This is a genomic window from Amylibacter sp. SFDW26 (assembly GCF_009184395.1).
Classification (GTDB): Bacteria; Pseudomonadota; Alphaproteobacteria; order Rhodobacterales; family Rhodobacteraceae; genus Amylibacter.
The window spans coordinates 131932-149549 of sequence record NZ_WEIC01000001.1; the positions used below are offsets into that span (position 1 = coordinate 131932).

The 17618-nt window shown below is 45.4% G+C and carries 15 protein-coding genes and 1 tRNA gene; 8 read left to right on the top strand and 8 right to left on the bottom strand.

From position 1 onward, the window contains the following. Nucleotides 1–10: 10 nt before the first annotated feature. Both F9L33_RS00715 and F9L33_RS00720 read left to right on the top strand, forming a co-directional pair. Nucleotides 11–1129: an FAD-binding oxidoreductase gene (locus F9L33_RS00715; protein ID WP_152140823.1), complete on the top strand. Its 1119-nt coding sequence runs from the start codon at nt 11–13 to the stop codon at nt 1127–1129. An 89-nt stretch (nt 1130–1218) separates the two neighbouring features. Continuing rightward, nucleotides 1219–1860 (top strand): dimethylsulfonioproprionate lyase family protein, encoded by a 642-nt coding sequence (locus tag F9L33_RS00720; RefSeq protein WP_152140824.1) that lies wholly within the window; start codon nt 1219–1221, stop codon nt 1858–1860. 76 nt (nt 1861–1936) lie between these two features. Here F9L33_RS00720 and F9L33_RS00725 read toward each other — a convergent pair whose 3' ends face one another. Further along, a complete protein-coding gene (locus F9L33_RS00725) occupies nt 1937–4471 on the bottom strand; it encodes an ABC transporter permease (protein WP_152140825.1) in 2535 nt (844 codons plus the stop codon). Beyond that, nucleotides 4468–5163 (bottom strand): ABC transporter ATP-binding protein, encoded by a 696-nt coding sequence (locus F9L33_RS00730; protein WP_152140826.1) that lies wholly within the window; start codon nt 5161–5163, stop codon nt 4468–4470. Before F9L33_RS00730 ends, F9L33_RS00725 begins: the two co-directional genes overlap by 4 nt. A gap of 28 nt (nt 5164–5191) precedes the next feature. Between F9L33_RS00730 and F9L33_RS00735 the strand changes: the two genes are divergently transcribed. From F9L33_RS00735 to F9L33_RS00755, 5 genes are all read left to right on the top strand, one after another. Further along, a complete protein-coding gene (locus F9L33_RS00735) occupies nt 5192–5860 on the top strand; it encodes an arylesterase (RefSeq protein ID WP_152140827.1) in 669 nt (222 codons plus the stop codon). Nucleotides 5861–6162: 302 nt separating this feature from the next. Further along, nucleotides 6163–6236: transfer RNA gene (locus F9L33_RS00740), tRNA-Gly, on the top strand. A gap of 75 nt (nt 6237–6311) precedes the next feature. After that, nucleotides 6312–8096 (top strand): ABC transporter transmembrane domain-containing protein, encoded by a 1785-nt coding sequence (locus F9L33_RS00745; protein WP_152140828.1) that lies wholly within the window; start codon nt 6312–6314, stop codon nt 8094–8096. Nucleotides 8097–8199: 103 nt separating this feature from the next. Beyond that, nucleotides 8200–8619 carry a peptidoglycan-binding protein LysM gene (gene lysM, locus F9L33_RS00750; RefSeq protein WP_152140829.1) on the top strand — a complete coding sequence of 140 codons (420 nt, stop codon included), beginning with the start codon at nt 8200–8202 and terminating at the stop codon, nt 8617–8619. A 144-nt stretch (nt 8620–8763) separates the two neighbouring features. Further along, the gene (locus tag F9L33_RS00755; RefSeq protein ID WP_152140830.1) at nt 8764–10659 is read left to right on the top strand and encodes an acyl-CoA synthetase; all 1896 of its coding nucleotides are present in this window, start codon (nt 8764–8766) and stop codon (nt 10657–10659) included. A gap of 51 nt (nt 10660–10710) precedes the next feature. Here the strand turns inward: F9L33_RS00755 and F9L33_RS00760 are convergent, their stop codons facing one another. The 6 genes from F9L33_RS00760 to F9L33_RS00785 all read right to left on the bottom strand — a co-directional run bounded on the left by F9L33_RS00760 (nt 10711) and on the right by F9L33_RS00785 (nt 16079). Continuing rightward, nucleotides 10711–12003 (bottom strand): O-acetylhomoserine aminocarboxypropyltransferase/cysteine synthase family protein, encoded by a 1293-nt coding sequence (locus tag F9L33_RS00760; RefSeq protein WP_152140831.1) that lies wholly within the window; start codon nt 12001–12003, stop codon nt 10711–10713. 65 nt (nt 12004–12068) lie between these two features. Beyond that, a complete protein-coding gene (metG, locus tag F9L33_RS00765) occupies nt 12069–13781 on the bottom strand; it encodes a methionine--tRNA ligase (RefSeq protein WP_152140832.1) in 1713 nt (570 codons plus the stop codon). Between the two features lie 67 nt (nt 13782–13848). Further along, nucleotides 13849–14415 (bottom strand): YceI family protein, encoded by a 567-nt coding sequence (locus F9L33_RS00770; RefSeq protein WP_152140833.1) that lies wholly within the window; start codon nt 14413–14415, stop codon nt 13849–13851. Nucleotides 14416–14490: 75 nt separating this feature from the next. After that, nucleotides 14491–14955 (bottom strand): transcription antitermination factor NusB, encoded by a 465-nt coding sequence (gene nusB, locus F9L33_RS00775; RefSeq protein WP_152140834.1) that lies wholly within the window; start codon nt 14953–14955, stop codon nt 14491–14493. Then, a complete protein-coding gene (locus F9L33_RS00780; protein WP_152140835.1) occupies nt 14952–15467 on the bottom strand; it encodes a 6,7-dimethyl-8-ribityllumazine synthase in 516 nt (171 codons plus the stop codon). The genes nusB and F9L33_RS00780 overlap by 4 nt, the downstream gene beginning before the upstream one ends. 3 nt (nt 15468–15470) lie before the next feature. Then, nucleotides 15471–16079 carry a riboflavin synthase gene (locus F9L33_RS00785; protein ID WP_152140836.1) on the bottom strand — a complete coding sequence of 203 codons (609 nt, stop codon included), beginning with the start codon at nt 16077–16079 and terminating at the stop codon, nt 15471–15473. Nucleotides 16080–16282: 203 nt separating this feature from the next. On the opposite strand from F9L33_RS00785, the gene F9L33_RS00790 reads away from it, so the two are divergent. After that, complete coding sequence (locus tag F9L33_RS00790; protein ID WP_193221925.1) at nt 16283–17575, top strand: capsule biosynthesis protein; 1293 nt, start codon at nt 16283–16285, stop codon at nt 17573–17575. The last annotated feature ends 43 nt before the right edge of the window (nt 17576–17618 follow it).

Below are 17618 nucleotides of genomic sequence, written 5' to 3' on the forward strand. Positions count from 1 at the left end.
TGAGTCACAAATGAAGAAACATATTGCAGTTATTGGCCGTGGATTGATTGGGTCCGCTGCAGCGCGTCATTTAGCTTTGGCAGGACATCAAATTACATTGATTGGTCCAGCAGAGCCTGTGGATAAGGCTAATCATGATGGTGTTTTTGCGAGCCATTATGATGAGGGGCGTATCACGCGTGCTCTTGACCCTACACTTTTTTGGTCAGATGCAACTGTGGCATCTATTGCCCGATACGCTGATATCGAAATGGAAAGCGGTATGCCGTTTTTCACACAAAGTGGGGCAATGATTGCAGGGCCAATGGAGAGTTCTTTTATCAAAGGCGTTGCAAGTGTCAGGGACGAACGTAATATAACAAGCGACCGATACTCGGAAGCGGTATTAGCAGAAGCGTTCCCATATTTTAGCTTTGAGACTGGGACACAGGCATTTTATGAACCAACAATGGCTGGGCATATAAGTCCGCGTCGTTTAGTCGAAGCGCAAACCATCTGTGCACAAAAAACAGGAGCGGTTGTTGTGGATGCCATCGCGCTGGCGATTACAGAACAATCTTCAAACGTGTTAGTTTCAACAACCCGTGGAGAGGTTGAAGCGGATCAAGTCTTGGTCGCTGCTGGTGGGTTTGCAAATATGGTTTTGCCGACAGCCGTTCCAATCCAAGCTTATGCTAGAACAGTTACTTTCTTTGAGTTGTCTGCAAAAGAGGTTGAGCGATTAAAGCCTATGCCGTCTTTGGTTCTATGCCTGAAAGACGGCCGTGATCCATATATTTTACCACCGATTAAGTATCCAAATGGAAAAACGTATTTGAAGATTGGCGGCGATCCGACTGATGTCGCGCTCAATAATGTTGATGAAATGAAAACATGGTTCAAAAGTGGTGGCACCCAAGCTGTAGCGGATCACTTAACCGGTATTGTGCAAGATTTTATCCCGGATTTTGATTTTAAGTCACGCCACCACGAAGCTTGTATGACAACCTTTACAGCAGATGATCTACCGTTGATTTCCAGACAATCTGATCGATTAACTGTGGCTGTTGCAGGATGTGGTCGTGGTGCAAAATGTTCGGATGAGTTGGGACGAATTGGGGCTGAGCTAGCTTGTATTTCAGAACTATAAGCTAAGGTTACATAAGATTATTTTTTCTTTCTTGCATCAAAGGGGGCCGAAACTAAGGTGCCCCTAAATTTGATGAAGGCAGATAGCAAATGATTGGTGATGTAGATTATAATGCGGCAACAATATTAAACCATTTAGCAGATGTTACTGCTGCACATATACGAAGACATTTGCAAACGACAAACCATAAGGTTTTAGCAGAGACTATGGCTGAAAATCTTGACCGAGTTTGTTATCAGACACCAAAATTGGAGCATCACTGCCCTCGCATTGTACGCGGTTTGCGGCATGCACAAACGGTGTTTGCTTTACCTGTCGCACAGGGACACAAAAACTTAACACAATCAGCACTGGCTGCTTTTGCACATGTAAATTGGTCTGAGTATTATGCTGAAAATGATTGGACGCGACCTTTTCTTGCCGATTTTGCAAGCGGAGAAGGTATTGGCCCAAACGGCGTATTGCTTTGCGATGATCTTATTCTGGGCTTGTTTATATTAGGGCCTAATACGCTCTACCCATCCCATGCGCATCCAGCAGAAGAATTCTATATTGTTTTGTCAGGGGAAGCTAAATTTCAAGCTGGTGTTGACGGGCCATATACACAACGTTCATCTGGCGATCTCATAATTCACCGCGAAAATGAAGCGCATGCGATATGGACCAATGATAAACCACTTTTTGCCGTATATGGATGGATCGGAGCGATATCTGAACCGAGTTGGCATTAAGCTCATAGAACACTGATACTTTAGATAAAATACGGTTGTAGATCATAAACGTATCTTATTTGGGTGCAGTTGTTGTTTATTCCTGTCCACGCAGAATACGGGCTGGTCGTAGCATAAGTGGGCGCCATGCAAAGATCAGGCCCGTTATTAGTGTGATCGAAACACCTCCGATGATAATTGCGAAAGCGGATTGTGGTATGAACTGATATTCAGTATCCATCACGAAAACCATAATGGCCCATCCTGCTATGACACCTGTCAGCAAAGCGACCCCGCCCGCTGCAATACCCAGAATGATTGATCGTAATGCAAAACTTGCAAGGATACGCTTTCGAGATGCGCCAAGTGTTTTAAGAACGGCTGCTTCAAATATACGTGCAGGTTCGCCTGAAGCGGCAGCGCCGATCAAGACAACAAACCCACTTAGCAGTGTAATCGCTGCGCCGTATGATGTGGCAGTTGCAATACCTTTAAGCGCGTCTGACACGCGCGCAATTGCATCTCGTACTCTGATTGCTGTTATGTTTGGATAATCACCCGCTATATTCCGCAAGAGTGCGGCTTCAGCCGCTTCTTGGGCATATACAGTTGCAATATTCGTATGTGGTGCACCTGCAAGAGCGGAGGGATTCAATGTCAGTACAAAATTGATACTGGCGTTTGAAAAATCGACACTGCGAAAGTTGGAAATCGTAGCCGTTATTTCGCGCCCAAGTATGTTGACTGTAAGTGTATCGCCAAGTTTTAAACCAATTTCCTGAGCTTCTTCTTCTGCGACACTGACAAGGGGTGGGCCTGTATAATCTTCTGGCCACCAATCACCCTTGATAACTTTAGAATTGCGCGGTGGTAGGGCTGAATATGTAATGCCACGATCCCCACGGATGACCCAATGATCACCAGCCACCTTGCGTGCATCTACGTTATTTATATGTGTTATTATACCTCGTAACATTGGGGCTGTGTCCACCCGCGAAACACGTGTGTCTTGTTTTATTCTGTCCGTAAAGGTTGATAGCTGATCGGGTTGTATATCTAAAAAGAAATAAGAAGGGGCGGTTTTTGGTAAATCTTGTACGATTGAATTACGTAAATTAGCATCAATTTGTCCAACTGAAGCTAAAACAGCTAACCCAAGTCCCAGAGACAGAACTACGGAGGTGGTCTCATTGCCCGTTCCTCCTATGGCACCTAACGCTAAACGTAATGCAGGATAGTTGCGGACAATTTTAGTGCGCGCTAAACGCGCGGAAATCCATCTGATGCCTATGGCTGACAAAACTAATGCACCTAATGCAATCAAAATTCCAGCAGCGGTCCAAAGCGCGAGCTTGGGAGAGCCTGAGTACCAGGCTGCAGATCCGACCAATGCTATTGTCAATATCAAAATCAACAGTAAAAATATGGCACGGGGACTTCCAGTTAATTGGCCTGATGGGGCACGAAATAACGATGCAGCCCGTATTTTTTCTGCTTTTGAGAGTGGCCATAGCGTAAATATCAAGGCAGATAAAACACCATAAAGAGCTGCTTCGGCCAATGCTGGAAGATGTAAACCAATAGCGACTGGGACAGGAAATGCGGCTTCAATTGCAGAGGATAAAACGACTGGTAGAATTGCACCAAGCAGCAAGCCCAAAGTTATACCAATTAAGGCCATCACGCCGACTTGAATCAGATAAGTCAGAAAAATAGTCTTTCCATTTGCGCCAAGTGTTTTAAGAGTTGCTATGACAAATGTTTTTCGGTCGAGATAGGCGCGCACTGCAGCTGACACACCTATGCCACCAACTGCTAAGCCTGCTAATCCTACAAGCACTAAAAATGCCCCAATACGATCAACAAAACGTTGAACTCCTGGCGCAGACTTTCGTCTGTCATGCCAGCGTGCACCTTTGTTTTCAAAGCGTTCTTCTGCTTTTAAATTTAAGGTTTCTAAATCTGTTTCTGGCGGTATTTGCAGTCTGTATTTTGTTTCGAAAATGGACCCTGCTTCCAGTAAACCAGCCCCCTCCAAATCATCAAGAGAGACGATTGTTCTAGGGCCAAGCCCAAAACCCGCCCGGACATTGTCAGGTTCGCGGATTAAAGCTGCGGATAGATAAAATTCCTTTACCCCCAACCGAAAGGTATCGCCGATAGACAATCCTAAGCGATCTATCAAAATCTGCTGCATGACAGCACCTGGCGTAGAGTGATTTCCTGCCAATGCATCAGTTAGCGACATATCTGGCTCTAACAGAACTTTTCCGTATAAAGGATAATTTGTATCTGTACCCTTTACCTGGGTTAATGCCCGTTCTGCTGTATTATCATCGCCAACGACTGCCATAGATCGAAAATCAACAATTTCAGATGTTTTCGTACTGATCTGTGACATCCAAATACGTTCATCAGGTTCTGCAAAACGGTAAGTAAATTCCAGTTCAGCATCGCCGCCAAGTATTACAGCGCCTTCGTTTAGCAATCCCTTTTCTATACTCATTTTTACCGAGCCGATGCCAGCAATTGCACCAACACCTAAAGCGAGGCATGTGATAAATATCCAAAAGCCGCGAAGACCGCTGCGTAATTCACGAAGAGCAATGCGTAAAGCAACAGAAATATTCATTCTGCGGCTCTTTGAGCTTCAATCATATTGATACGCCCATCGGCGAGTTGTACGGTGCGGTCACAGCTAGAAGCCAGTTCAGATGAGTGGGTAACAAGAACAATAGTTGTTCCGTATGTCTCGCGCAGCCCTAACAACAAGTCTATGATAACTTGCCCTGTGGCGCCGTCTAGGTTTCCAGTTGGTTCATCTGCAAGCAAAATGTCAGGTCGTGTAGCTGCCGCACGTGCAAGTGCGACACGCTGTTGTTCACCACCAGACATTTGTGATGGGTAATGGTCCAATCGTGTGTCTAGGCCGACAGCACAAAGCTCTGCCTCTGCCTGTTCAAAAGCATCTTTCACGCCTGCAAGCTCTAGGGGGATTGCAACATTTTCTAAAGCTGTCATGGTTGGAATAAGGTGGAAAGATTGAAAGACAACCCCCATATGATTGAGGCGAAATTTAGCAAGGGCATCTTCGTTTAAAATTGATAAATTTTGCCCCAATGCATAGATTGTACCGCCCGTGGCCTGTTCAAGGCCACCCATTAACATAAGGAGCGATGATTTGCCTGAACCAGATGGCCCTACCAGCGCAAGAGTTTCACCTTGCGCAACATCCAAAGTGATATTGTGTAAGATATCTATGGAGCCAGCATTACCAGACAATGTAAGGCATGCATCTTTTAGGGAGAGTATAGGATTGCCCAAGTTTTTCATCCTTAAGATTTATTCTATAATGATATATTGTCTGCTGCGTGTATTGGGCAAGCAAACAATTGCGTTACTACTTATACTTTTTTCTTTAACCCCTGCATATGCAGGTTCTGTCGTTATTGCTGCACTGGGTGATAGTCTGACGCAAGGTTACGGTTTGCCACGCGAAAACGGGTTTGTACCTCAACTAGAAACATGGCTCCAAGATAAAGGCGAAGATGTTAGCGTTCTAAACGCAGGGGTTTCAGGTGATACGACGGCAGGAGGGCTATCACGCATAGCTTGGACGTTAACACCTGAAGTGGATGCTTTAATCGTAAACCTAGGTGGAAACGACCTGTTGCGTGGTATTGATCCTGTTTCAAGCAGATCAAACCTGGACAACATTCTGAAAGTAGCCACAGAAAAGGAATTACCTGTGCTGGTCGTCGGCTTAGTTGCGCCTGGAAACTATGGGCCAGAATACAAGGATGCATTTGATCCTATTTACCAAGAGTTAAGCCTTAAATATGAAACGCTACTCTATAGGAACTTTTTCACTGCAATTATTGAAAGCAGTGGCGTTCAAAAACCACAGCATCAATTCATGCAAAGTGATGGTATTCATCCTAATGCTTTAGGTGTCAGCAGAGTGGTAAATGACATCGGCCCAATTGTGCGTAAGTTGGTTGAAAAAGCCCGAAAGAATTAAGTGTGATTTTACACAAATCATTCGTGTAGCTGGTTATAAACGAGCTCGTGATGCCAATTTATTTCAAATAAGGCGTAAATTCCTGATACGGATCTTGTATAATAGTTATATGTGAACAGCCTAAAGAGGTATGATGATTATCATGTCTTTTTTACAATGGGCAAAGTTACTTTGGGCAATCAAGAATTACTCCAAATACGAAAGTGAAAGATTGCTTGCACATTCAGTTGCCCAAATACAATTGATTTGTAACTAGCTTCTTGACGCCAAACTGTGATTCACATAGGACGTAAATTCCAGACGCGGATATTGTGTAATGGTAAGACCTCAGCCTTCCAAGCTGATGATGCGGGTTCGATTCCCGCTATCCGCTCCAAAAATTCTTCCTCCCATGTAAACGTGCGTCAGTCTTGCTCTTGCTGTTCTGAAATCGAAGATATAACGGTGTTCCATGGTAAAAAATATACAAAATCTTGCGGCGCCTGAAGAACGAGAAAAGTCTAAAAAAATTGGACCGCTGCGCCAATTAGCACCCTATTTAATGCCATACCGCTTGCTGATGGGATTAGCCGTATTGGCCTTGGTGACGACTGCAAGCCTCTCCTTAATACTTCCTTTGGCTGTGCGCCGCGTAATCGATGGGTTTTCCGCTGAAGAAGCCAGTCATATGGATAAATATTTTGGTGCAGCGATTGGGATTGCTGGGCTTTTGGCGATTGGGACAGGGTTGCGTTATTACTTTGTAACGCGGTTGGGTGAACGTGTGGTCGCTGACATTCGTGTGGCTGTTTACGATAAAATGATTGGGATGAGTCCGCAATTTTTTGAACGTGTTATGACAGGTGAAGTTCTGTCGCGGATTACAACGGATACAACTTTGATATTGTCTGTTATCGGCAGTTCTGTGTCCATCGCATTACGTAATGTTCTGATCTTTTTGGGCGGCATGATCTTAATGTTGCTCACGTCTCTTAAGTTAACAAGTTTGGTTTTACTTCTTGTGCCCGCTGTGGTCGTTCCGATCCTAGTTTTAGGGCGCCGCGTGCGCAGTCTTAGCCGGGAAAACCAAGACCGCATTGCGGAAAGTTCTGGCAACGCATCTGAAACGCTTTTGTCTGTTCAAACAGTACAGGCGTTTACACATGAAGCGCCAAGCCGTTTACGGTTCTTTGATCTGACAGAACAGGCATTTGAAACAGCGCGTAAGCGTATTAGTACACGCGCTTTAATGACCGTTATTGTTATCTTTCTGGTATTCACAGGCGTATTGGGCGTTTTATGGATGGGGGCACGTGATGTACGTGCAGATGTAATGTCGCCAGGCGCTTTAGCACAATTTGTGATTTATGCCATCATGGTGGCGGGGTCTGTTGCAGCGCTTTCTGAGATTTGGGGCGAGTTACAACGGGCCGCAGGCGCTACAGAACGGTTGGTGGAATTGTTGACTGCCGAAGATACTGTAAATGATCCTGATGTCTCTGCCGAAATGGTATCTCCTGTTAAGGGTGAGTTACGCTTTGAAAATGTTAATTTCAGGTATCCATCAAGACCAAATATGCCTGCATTAGAGGATTTGAGTTTAACAGTGAATGCAGGGGAAACTATTGCATTGGTTGGTCCGTCTGGGGCGGGTAAATCAACAGTGTTTCAAATGGTTCTACGCTTCTTTGATCCCATTTCCGGCGCCGTTATGTTTGATGGTGTGGACATTAAAACTATTCAGCGCGATGTTTTTCGTAAAGAAATGGCCTATGTTCCACAAGATCCAGTGGTATTTGCTGCGACAGCTATGGAAAATATTCGGTTTGGTCGTCCATCCGCCACAGATACAGAAGTTTATGAGGCTGCCAAAGCGGCCGCAGCACATGAGTTTTTGATGAAGCTTCCTGATGGATACGAAAGCTTTGTAGGCGAACGTGGCGTTATGCTGTCTGGCGGTCAAAAACAACGTATTGCGATTGCGCGTGCGATATTGCGTGATGCACCTGTATTACTGTTGGATGAGGCGACATCTGCTTTGGATGCAGAAAGCGAACAGGCTGTGCAAAAGGCTGTTGATGAGCTGTCTAAGGATCGAACAACTTTGATCGTGGCACATCGTTTGGCGACTGTGAAGAAAGCAGACCGCATTATCGTCCTGGATGAAGGCAAGGTCGTTGCGCAAGGCACGCATGATGAATTGGTTGACCAAGATGGTCTATACGCACGTTTGGCAAAGCTGCAATTTACCCAATAAGTTGTATTTTCTGCATTTATTTTCTTGCAAATGAGAGTGCGAGCCCCCAACTTTATAGCTGAGGCATAAAAAATGTCTTGGGATATAGATTAGGAGAGTAATTATGGGTCTATTAAGTTTTGTGAAAAACGCAGGGAAATCACTGTTTGGCGCGGCTGAAGCTGCAGAGCCAAATGCTGATGCGTTGCAAAAAGAGATAGCAGATTTAGGTTTGGATGCGTCTGGTTTGGATATCAGCGTTGATGGCGACACAGTTACAGTCGGCGGCGAAGCGGTCAGCCAAGAGATGAAAGAAAAAGTCATTCTTGCTGTTGGTAATGTCGAAGGGGTTGCAGGTGTAGAAGACAACGCAGGTGGCGGCGGTACATTCCACACAGTTGCAAAAGGCGACACACTTTGGGCGATTTCTTCGAAAACATTGGGTGCAGGCAACCGTTACATGGAAATTTTTGAGGCAAATAAGCCAATGCTGTCTGACCCTGATAAAATTTATCCAGGACAAGTTTTGCGCATTCCGTCTTAATAATATTCACGTTTTTTAAAGAGAGGGCAGGTTTTTCTGCCCTTTTTTTGTTTTTGGACGTATCGTCATTCTTGCACACTACCCAATTCCCTCGCATGCTGTGTGAACGTGCTGCGTATGGGAGCGGTAGCACTGGGAGGAAATATGAAACATAAGTTTGAAACAATTGCTGATATCAAAGCACTTGAAAGTGAAATGCCAGTGGAAGACCGCTGGTCAACTGAAACCGTATACGAACAATTGTGCGAAACGCGCGATAAATTTCCAACAGGAGATGCTGTTAGTTTTCAGTTAAAATCTGGACCTAAAGACAAAGCTGTTACGCTATCTTGGACGGATTTAACAAAACGTGTCACACAATGCGCCAACCTATTCAGATCATTAGGTGTGGGCGAAAACGATGTGGTTGCTTATTTGCTGCCAACATCACATGAGACACTGATTACATTGATGGGCGGTATGACAGCGGGTATCGTTGCACCGATTAACCCAACCTTGGAGCCTGAACAAATTGCGGCTTTGCTAAAAGAAGCAAACGCAAAAGTTTTGGTCACCATGAAAGCTTTCCCCAAAACGGAAGTTGCACAATTGGCAGCAGAAGCTGTAGCGCAATGCCCATGTGTGGAAACAGTGGTCGAAGTTGATCTTCTACCACACCTATCGCCACCATTAAGCTGGATCGTTCCATTGATCCGTCCAAAGATAACAACACAACATTCTGCGAATGTTATTGAGTTTAATTCAGCTTTGGCATCTCAGAATGCGGATAAGTTAGATTTCGAAGAAACAGGCGATCGTTTCTGCGCGCATTTCCACACGGGCGGCACAACAGGTATGCCAAAAGTCGTGCAGCACAAACATTCTGGCGTTTTGTACAACGGTTGGATCGGTGCAACACTTCTGTACACATCAGAAGATGTTATTCTGTGCCCATTGCCATTGTTCCACGTATTCGCGGCCTATCCAATCTGGTCTGGTTGTCTGATGTCGGGTGCACATATGGTTCTGCCGACACCTGCTGGTTATCGGGGTGACGGTGTATTCGATAATTTCTGGAAATTGATCGAACGTTGGAATGTAACGTTCATGGTGACAGTTCCTACGGCTGCTGCTGCATTGATGCAACGCCCTGTAGATGCGGATGTATCATCGCTGAGTGGTGCATTCTGTGGATCAGCGCCTTTGCCAATCGAATTGTTCAAACGGTTCCAGGCAGCAACTGGTGTTGAAATCATCGAAGGCTACGGCATGTCTGAAGCAACATGCTTGGTTTCTTGTAATCCAGCTGATGGCCAACGAAAAATTGGTTCTGTTGGGGTTCCGTTACCTTACACTGATGTGAAGATTTATGGCTGCGATGAAGCGGGTAATGTTACATCTGAAATGGGCGTCGACGAAGTGGGCGAAATTTGTGTCGCAAACTACGGTGTTGCTGTTGGTGAAACCTATACAGAGGCCAGCAAAAATGAGGGTCTGTTCGCTGGTGATTATCTGCGTACGGGTGACTTGGGCCGTATCGATAAAGATGGATATGTTTTCATCACAGGTCGCGCAAAAGACTTGATTATTCGCGGCGGTCATAACATTGATCCCGCTCTTATTGAAGAAGCGTTGGCAGGGCACGATCAGGTTGGGTTTGCTGGTGCAATTGGTCAACCAGATGCAAAGGCGGGCGAGTTGCCGTGTGCTTATGTTGAGTTGATCGAGGGTGCTACGGTTACGCTTGATGAGTTAATTGCTTATGCAAAAGAACATGTTCCTGAGCGTGCAGCAATTCCTAAGTATATGGAAATTCTTGATGAATTGCCAAAAACAGCTGTTGGGAAAATCTTTAAACCTGATCTGCGGAAATCTGCAATCACACGCATATATAACGCTGCCTTGGAAGAGGCTGGTATGACAGTACGCGTGGCGCAAGTGGTTGAAGATAAGAAACGCGGTCTTGTAGCTCAGCTCGACATGGGCGAGGCGACCGTAACCGATGCAGATGTCACTAACGTATTGGGCAGCTTTATTCGCCCATGGGAATGGTCTAGCTAATGCTTCGCCATTGAATTTAAAAGGGCCGCATAATTTTGCGGCCCTTTTTATTCATGCTGTTGCGGCTGTAAGTGCCTGATCCAAATCAGCAATCAAATCATTTGGATCTTCAATGCCGATGGAAAGCCGCACAACATTTGGGGCAGCGCCCGCAGCAGCTTGTTGTTCTGGTGTTAGCTGACGGTGCGTGGTGGATGCAGAATGGATCAACAATGATCGTGCATCGCCCAAGTTTGCAACAAGACTAAATAGTTTCACACTATCGACCAGTTTCACACATGCATCATAGCCGCCTTTGACAGATATAGTGAACAAAGCGCCGGCACCTTTCGGGCATATTGTTTCAATGCGATTATAATACGGTGAACTTTCCAATCCCGCATAAGTAACTTGTTCGATACGTGGGTCGCTTTCCAACCATGTTGCCACTGTTTTGGCATTGGCTACATGTTTATCCATACGCAGCGACAAGCTTTCAATTCCCATCAATGTGTAATGTGCTCCTTGCGGGTTCATCGTCATGCCCAAATCGCGCAAACCAATGGCGATGGAGTGGAATGTAAACGCCATTGGACCAAGAGCCTTGTGAAAATTCAAACCGTGATATGCATCTTCTGGCGTTGCCAGTGATGGAAATTTATCGGAAGCGGACCAGTCAAATTTACCACTATCTACCACTGCGCCACCTGTCACAGTGCCATTGCCCGTAAGATATTTAGTGGTGGAATGCACAACCAAAGTTGCACCGTGATTGATTGGATTGCACAGATACGGCGTGGCAGATGTGTTATCCACGATCAATGGCACGCCACCTTTGTTGGCAACCGCAGCAATTGCATCCAAATCTGTGATGTATCCGCCCGGGTTTGCAATGCTTTCGCAAAACACAGCACGTGTGTTTTCATCAATGGCAGCAGCAACCGCATCTGTATCATCAAAGTCTACAAATTTGGCTGACCACCCGAAGCGTTTGATTGTATGGGTAAATTGCGTGACTGTGCCACCATAAAGGCGGGTAGAGGCCACGACATTGCATCCTGGCATCATCAAGGGGAAAAGCGCCATGATCTGGGCTGCGTGACCCGAAGAGCAGCAAACAGCGCCAGCACCGCCCTCTAGGGCCGCTATACGGTTTTGTAATGCGCCAACCGTTGGGTTGGTCAGGCGCGAATAAATATAACCAACTTCTTCTAGGTTAAACAAACGCGCAGCATGAGCAGCGTCTTGAAATTGAAACCCAGTGGATTGGTAAATTGGGACTTGGCGTGCACCAGTGGCAGGATCAGCAGCAGTGCCAGCGTGGACTTGGAGGGTGTCGAAACCCTGTTGTGGTTCGTCAGACATGAAATGGCTCCCATAATAAATTCGGCGGTAAAATCGAAATTAGAATGGAAGCCTAGCAAGGTTATTTAAGATTGCCCAGCGAACTGTCGTTCCATCTCGTCGCGGGCATCGTCGCTGATTTTTGCAAACATTACATCTGGGACTGTGAAGGCATGACCTGCTTTCAAGTTGTTCAAAGCAGCTGCCACATCCGTTGGCCAATCCGCTTTTGTGTTCATCGCACTCAGCATTGTATCGGCTGCATCGGGGATAAATGGTTCTGATAGAACGGCGTAAAGCGGGATCAGATTTAAGGCAAAACGCACAATACCTGCAGCTGCTTCTGGGTCGGTTTTGAACTTTGCCCAAGGCTCTGCCGATTGCAGATACTCATTACCAGCCACCCAAATTGCGCGCAATTCTGATGTGGCTTTGCGAATGTCCATCGCTTCCATATGGGTGTTATAAGTTTCCAAACGTTTGCTGATTTCGGCAATTACAGCGTTTTCAGCATCGCCATATGAACCACCAGCTGGAACTTCCTCACCAAACTTTGCACGGCAGAACTTTGTGACGCGGGATACGAAATTACCCAACACATCTGCCAAATCTTTGTTTACTGTTTGCTGGAAGTTATCCCATGTGAATTCGCTGTCAGAGCTTTCAGGAACATGCGTCAACAACCACCAACGCCAGTAATCAGACGGTAGAATGTCCAAGGCTTGGTTCATAAATACACCACGCCCTTTAGAGGTCGAGAATTGGCCGCCATCATAGTTTAAGTAGTTGAAAGATTTGATGTAATCGACCAATTTCCAAGGTTCGCCCGAGCCCATGATTGTGGATGGGAAGGACAGTGTGTGGAATGGTACGTTATCCTTGCCCATGAACTGAACGTATTTCACATCGTCAGCCCCTTTGTCAGTACGCCACCAACGCTCCCATGCACCATCACCCAAACCATTGGCTTCGGCCCATTCCGCTGTGGCTGCGATATACTCAATAGGGGCGTCGAACCAGACATAGAACACTTTGCCCTCCATGCCGTCCCAATCCTGATCGCCTTTTTTGACAGGTACACCCCAATCAAGATCACGGGTGATACCGCGGTCACGTAAGCCGTCGCCATCATGCAACCATTTTTTGGCAATGGATGTGGTCAGAACTGGCCAATCTTTTTTCTCATCAATCCAGGCGTCTAGCTTATCACGCATTGTAGATTGCTTTAGATACAAGTGCTTTGTTTCGCGCACTTCCAAATCAGTAGAACCAGAAATTGCAGACCGTGGGTTGATCAAATCTGTTGGATCAAGTTGCTTGGTGCAGTTTTCACATTGATCGCCGCGCGCATCGGGTGAGCCACAGTTCGGGCATTCACCTTCGATATAACGATCTGGCAAATAACGACCGTCTGCATTGGAATAGACCTGCTTTTCGCTGACCTCTTCGATCAAGCCGTTTTCCGCAAGCTTGCCTGCAAAATGCTGTGTCAGCTTATGGTTTTGCGGGCTTGAAGAACGGCCATAGTAATCAAAAGATAAACGAAAACCTTTTGCCAACTCAGCCTGTGTTTCATGCATATCTGCACAATAATCAGCCACATCTTGGCCTGCTTTTGTTGCGGCTAATTCTGCAGGCGTCCCATGTTCGTCCGTTGCACAGATAAACATCACTTCACGGCCCAAAGCGCGGTTAAAGCGGGCATAAACATCGGATGGCAATTGGCTGCCAACCAAATTACCAAGATGTTTAATGCCGTTGATATAAGGCAGGGCGGAAGTGATAAGTATACGTGTCATAAGTAAGCCAGCTTGTTTTTTGCTGGTCTAACGTGGAAGTGTTAAAACCTCCAGCTTTTTATGGCGTTTACTGACGTTTGATACGGGCATCAATCTTGATGTTCAAATCTGGGCCCACCTGATCAGGATAACCACTTGCACCAAAATCATGGCGGTTTAGTTTTCCTGTGATCCGCATACGCAGGTTGTCACGCTCTGATGCTTTCGTACCTGGATCCCGCAAAAGTACGGCATTCAATGTCAAAGGTTTGGTAATGCCGCGTACGGTCACATCTCCTTTGATAATCGCGCCAGCGCCCGCCGCACGAACAGATTTGGAGACAAACCGAATGTCTGGAAATTGTTTTGTATTTAAAACCGACTTTGAACGCAAAGCGGATGTTGCAAAAGCAAACCCAGCTTTGGCTGTGTCTGTACGCAGAGTGACGTCTACTTTACTTCTGGATGCGACTTCAAAGTTTATAGCGATATCCGCATCGTAATCAACGAATTGCCCATTGTTTGGATTGCTGCCAAACATATAGACAAAGCCAACATTGGATTTACCTTTTACCAAATCGTATTTGATGGTTTCGGCGAACACAGCAGTGCTTAAGCCGATAAACGTCATAAAAATTAATGTAATAAAACGCATGCTGGTATCCTTTAAGCTATTGATACCACGTAAACACCCCAGTTTGGGTTTTATTCGATGACGATTTCTTGATTGTTATGTGAATGCATCTGGTTGCACTTCGCGCGCCATATGATCCAGAACAGCATTTACAAAACTTGGTTCACGTCCTTCTGGGAAAAAGGCTTTTGCAACATCTACGAACTCTGAAATACACACTTTTGGCGGTGTTTTTGCCACAATCAACTCAGCACCGGCAGCGCGGAATAATGCACGGATTGTTGGATCAATACGATCGATCGCCCATTTAGCAACCAAAGCACGGTCCGTCATTTGATCAACCTTGGCTTGATTGTTTACAGCTTCAAAGATCAATGTTTCAAATAGATTCACATTGCCTTCCAGAAACTCACCTTCTTCGGTTTCAGCGCCAAAACGGTGTGTTACGAATTCTTCACGTATTGCATCCAAAGACACATCGCTTGCTTCCATTTGAAACAAGGCTTGCACCGCATAAAGGCGCGATGCTGATTTCATCAATCGTCTATCTGGCTTGGTCATGCCGTTTTATTACCGTCTGTTTCGCCCGCAAGAATGATATTCTCGGATGCTGGTTTAAAGCCTATGCCTTTTGTGGGCTTATTGAAGCGATTATTCAGGGCAATCAAGTGTAAAGCAGCGTTTGCAGCGGCTGCACCTGCATTTTTTGCGTATTCTTTGGCTTGTTCATGACTTTCAGCGGCTAAGACGCCATTGCCGATGCAAAGCCCCTGTAATCCAAGTTCGGATAAACTGCGGGTCGTTTCCACGCCAAGTGTATTATTACCCGTGATGCATCCTAAAGCGACATAGCCTTTGTATTTATCTGAATTGCAGGCCAAGCGAATAGCAATTGGTACTTCTAATGCTCCAGGCACTTCTGCGATATCGAAGGGAACGTTTGCTGCATTCAAACGGTCCTTGGCATCTGCTAACAATTTATCTGTGATGTCTGAATGGTACACTGACACAACAATCAACACGCGGGGTGCATCATCAAAGCTTAGTGTTGGAAGGTCGCCATGTTGTGCCATAGCTTATGTGCCCTGCATATCATTCAAACGGGATACGTAGCGGGCCAATGTATCAATTTCTAAATTGATTGGATCGCCGACAGTTAAATCATTCCAAGTGGTTTCTGATTTTGTATGTGGGATAAAGTTTACATCAAAAGCAGCACCATCTACGCCATTCACAGTCAGTGATGTTCCATTCAGCGCAACAGACCCTTTGGGGGCTATGAATTTTGCCAAAGTCATCGGAGCCTCGAAAGTAACACGAGTACTGTCGCCTTCGTCTTTAATAGCGGTGACTGTTGCAACGCCGTCTACATGACCTGAAACAATATGCCCGCCCAGTTCATCGCCGACTTTCAACGCGCGCTCTAAATTGACACGTGCGCCCGTTGACCATTTTGTGCCAATATTGGTTTTCGATACTGTTTCTGCTGAAATTTCGACATCAAACCAATTTTGTGTGCCATCGGCACCTTTTTCAATAACAGTCAAACAGCAACCGCTACATGCGATAGACGCACCCAAATCGATGCCCGTATGATCGTATTTCGTGTTGATACGCGCACGTAAATCACCGCGCTGTTCCAGTTCTGCGATGGTGCCGATATCTGTGATAATTCCTGTGAACATGAATGTGCCCTTAAGTCATAGAAGAGGTTGCAGCTAACCTGTCATTTCGTTACCCGCAAGGCAAGATAGAGTCAAACCAGACTGTATTTACGTGTAGTAAAGTTTTTTGCGTCAAAACGTTGAATTTCGTGACAAATTTCATCAAAACACGCTATGTAACAGTCTAATGCCAGTTGGGGGCGGATTCAACCGAGTTGCTTATTGTGAAAACTTTGAAAAACCAAGATCGCAGTTTCCTTTTTCTTCAGGGGCCACATGGGCCGTTTCAATATGAGTTTTCAAAACGCTTAGTTGAAAAAGGCGTGAGTGTTCACAAGATTTGCTTTAATGCCGGGGATCGGTTTTTTTGGCGCAATAGTAAAACGCGATCCGATTTCACGGGTAAACTGGAAAATTGGCCTGAATATATTCAGGATGTTTTACAGCAAGGTTATACAGATTTGGTGGTTTATGGCGATAATCGTCGTGTCCATGTTGATGCAGTTAAATGTGCAAATGATCTAGGCATAACAATACATTATTTGGAAGAAGGATATTTGCGTCCTTATTGGGCTACCTATGAGCGTGAGGGCGTGAATGGTGACTCTTGTCTGTTAAAAACAAGCATTGAAGATATGCGCAAAGATATGGACAAAGTAAGTGCACAACAACCCTCTGCTCCTGTGCGTTGGGGGGATATGCGCCAACATATTCTGTTGGGCGCAGTCTATCATTGGCACATTTTATTTTGGAATAAAGACTATCCAAATTATGTGTCGCACCGCGATAATTCAGTTCGGAATGAATTCCAATTACATTTGGTAAAGATATTAAATCGCATCCCGCATGCTATCCAAAGGCGTTTTAGTACAAAACGGTTGGTAAAAAGCGGTGTAAGTTATCACTTGGGTATACTTCAGCTTAGCCATGATGCATCTATTCGTCGTCACAGCAAATACACAGGTATGGATGTGTTTATGCGAGAATGCGTAGAAGCTTTTGCCAAGCACGCTCCTAAACATCACCACCTTGTTTTTAAAGCACATCCTTTAGAAGATGAGCGTAAGCCATTGGCACAAGTGACCACAGATTTATCAAAAGAATTCAACGTTGATGGACGTATTCACTATATTCGCGGCGGAAAACTTGCACAAATTTTAGATTTTGCATCTAGTGTGGTAACAATTAACTCAACAGCTGCGCAACAGGCGCTTTGGCGTGGGTTACCGATTAAAACAATGGGGACAAGTGTTTATGACCGCCCCGAATTTACCTCAAGTCAAGATTTAGGCGCGTTTTTTGCCAATCCGAAAAAGCCAGATTTGTCGACATATCGTGATTATAGACAGTATCTTTTGGCAACATCACAGGTTCCTGGGGGGTTTTATTCACGGGTCAATAGACAGCGTTTACTACTACAGCTTGTGGATTTGGTGTTAGAACCCAAAGATACATACAATATATTGAAAGAAACAAGCGCGGCACCTGTGCAACAGTCGATGCTTGGAACTGGTTAAATCAAACAAATACTAGAAAAAAATCTGACAATTGGTTAGTTTC

Bases quoted from the DNA above. Each gene is read 5' to 3' on its own strand.
- F9L33_RS00715 (WP_152140823.1), top strand. From the start codon at position 11: ATGAAGAAACATATTGCAGTTATTGGCCGTGGATTGATTGGGTCCGCT.
- F9L33_RS00720 (WP_152140824.1), top strand. From the start codon at position 1,219: ATGATTGGTGATGTAGATTATAATGCGGCAACAATATTAAACCATTTA.
- F9L33_RS00725 (WP_152140825.1), bottom strand. From the start codon at position 4,471: ATGAATATTTCTGTTGCTTTACGCATTGCTCTTCGTGAATTACGCAGC.
- F9L33_RS00735 (WP_152140827.1), top strand. From the start codon at position 5,192: ATGATATATTGTCTGCTGCGTGTATTGGGCAAGCAAACAATTGCGTTA.
- F9L33_RS00745 (WP_152140828.1), top strand. From the start codon at position 6,312: ATGGTAAAAAATATACAAAATCTTGCGGCGCCTGAAGAACGAGAAAAG.
- lysM (WP_152140829.1), top strand. From the start codon at position 8,200: ATGGGTCTATTAAGTTTTGTGAAAAACGCAGGGAAATCACTGTTTGGC.
- F9L33_RS00755 (WP_152140830.1), top strand. From the start codon at position 8,764: ATGAAACATAAGTTTGAAACAATTGCTGATATCAAAGCACTTGAAAGT.
- F9L33_RS00760 (WP_152140831.1), bottom strand. From the start codon at position 12,003: ATGTCTGACGAACCACAACAGGGTTTCGACACCCTCCAAGTCCACGCT.
- metG (WP_152140832.1), bottom strand. From the start codon at position 13,781: ATGACACGTATACTTATCACTTCCGCCCTGCCTTATATCAACGGCATT.
- F9L33_RS00770 (WP_152140833.1), bottom strand. From the start codon at position 14,415: ATGCGTTTTATTACATTAATTTTTATGACGTTTATCGGCTTAAGCACT.
- nusB (WP_152140834.1), bottom strand. From the start codon at position 14,955: ATGACCAAGCCAGATAGACGATTGATGAAATCAGCATCGCGCCTTTAT.
- F9L33_RS00780 (WP_152140835.1), bottom strand. From the start codon at position 15,467: ATGGCACAACATGGCGACCTTCCAACACTAAGCTTTGATGATGCACCC.
- F9L33_RS00785 (WP_152140836.1), bottom strand. From the start codon at position 16,079: ATGTTCACAGGAATTATCACAGATATCGGCACCATCGCAGAACTGGAA.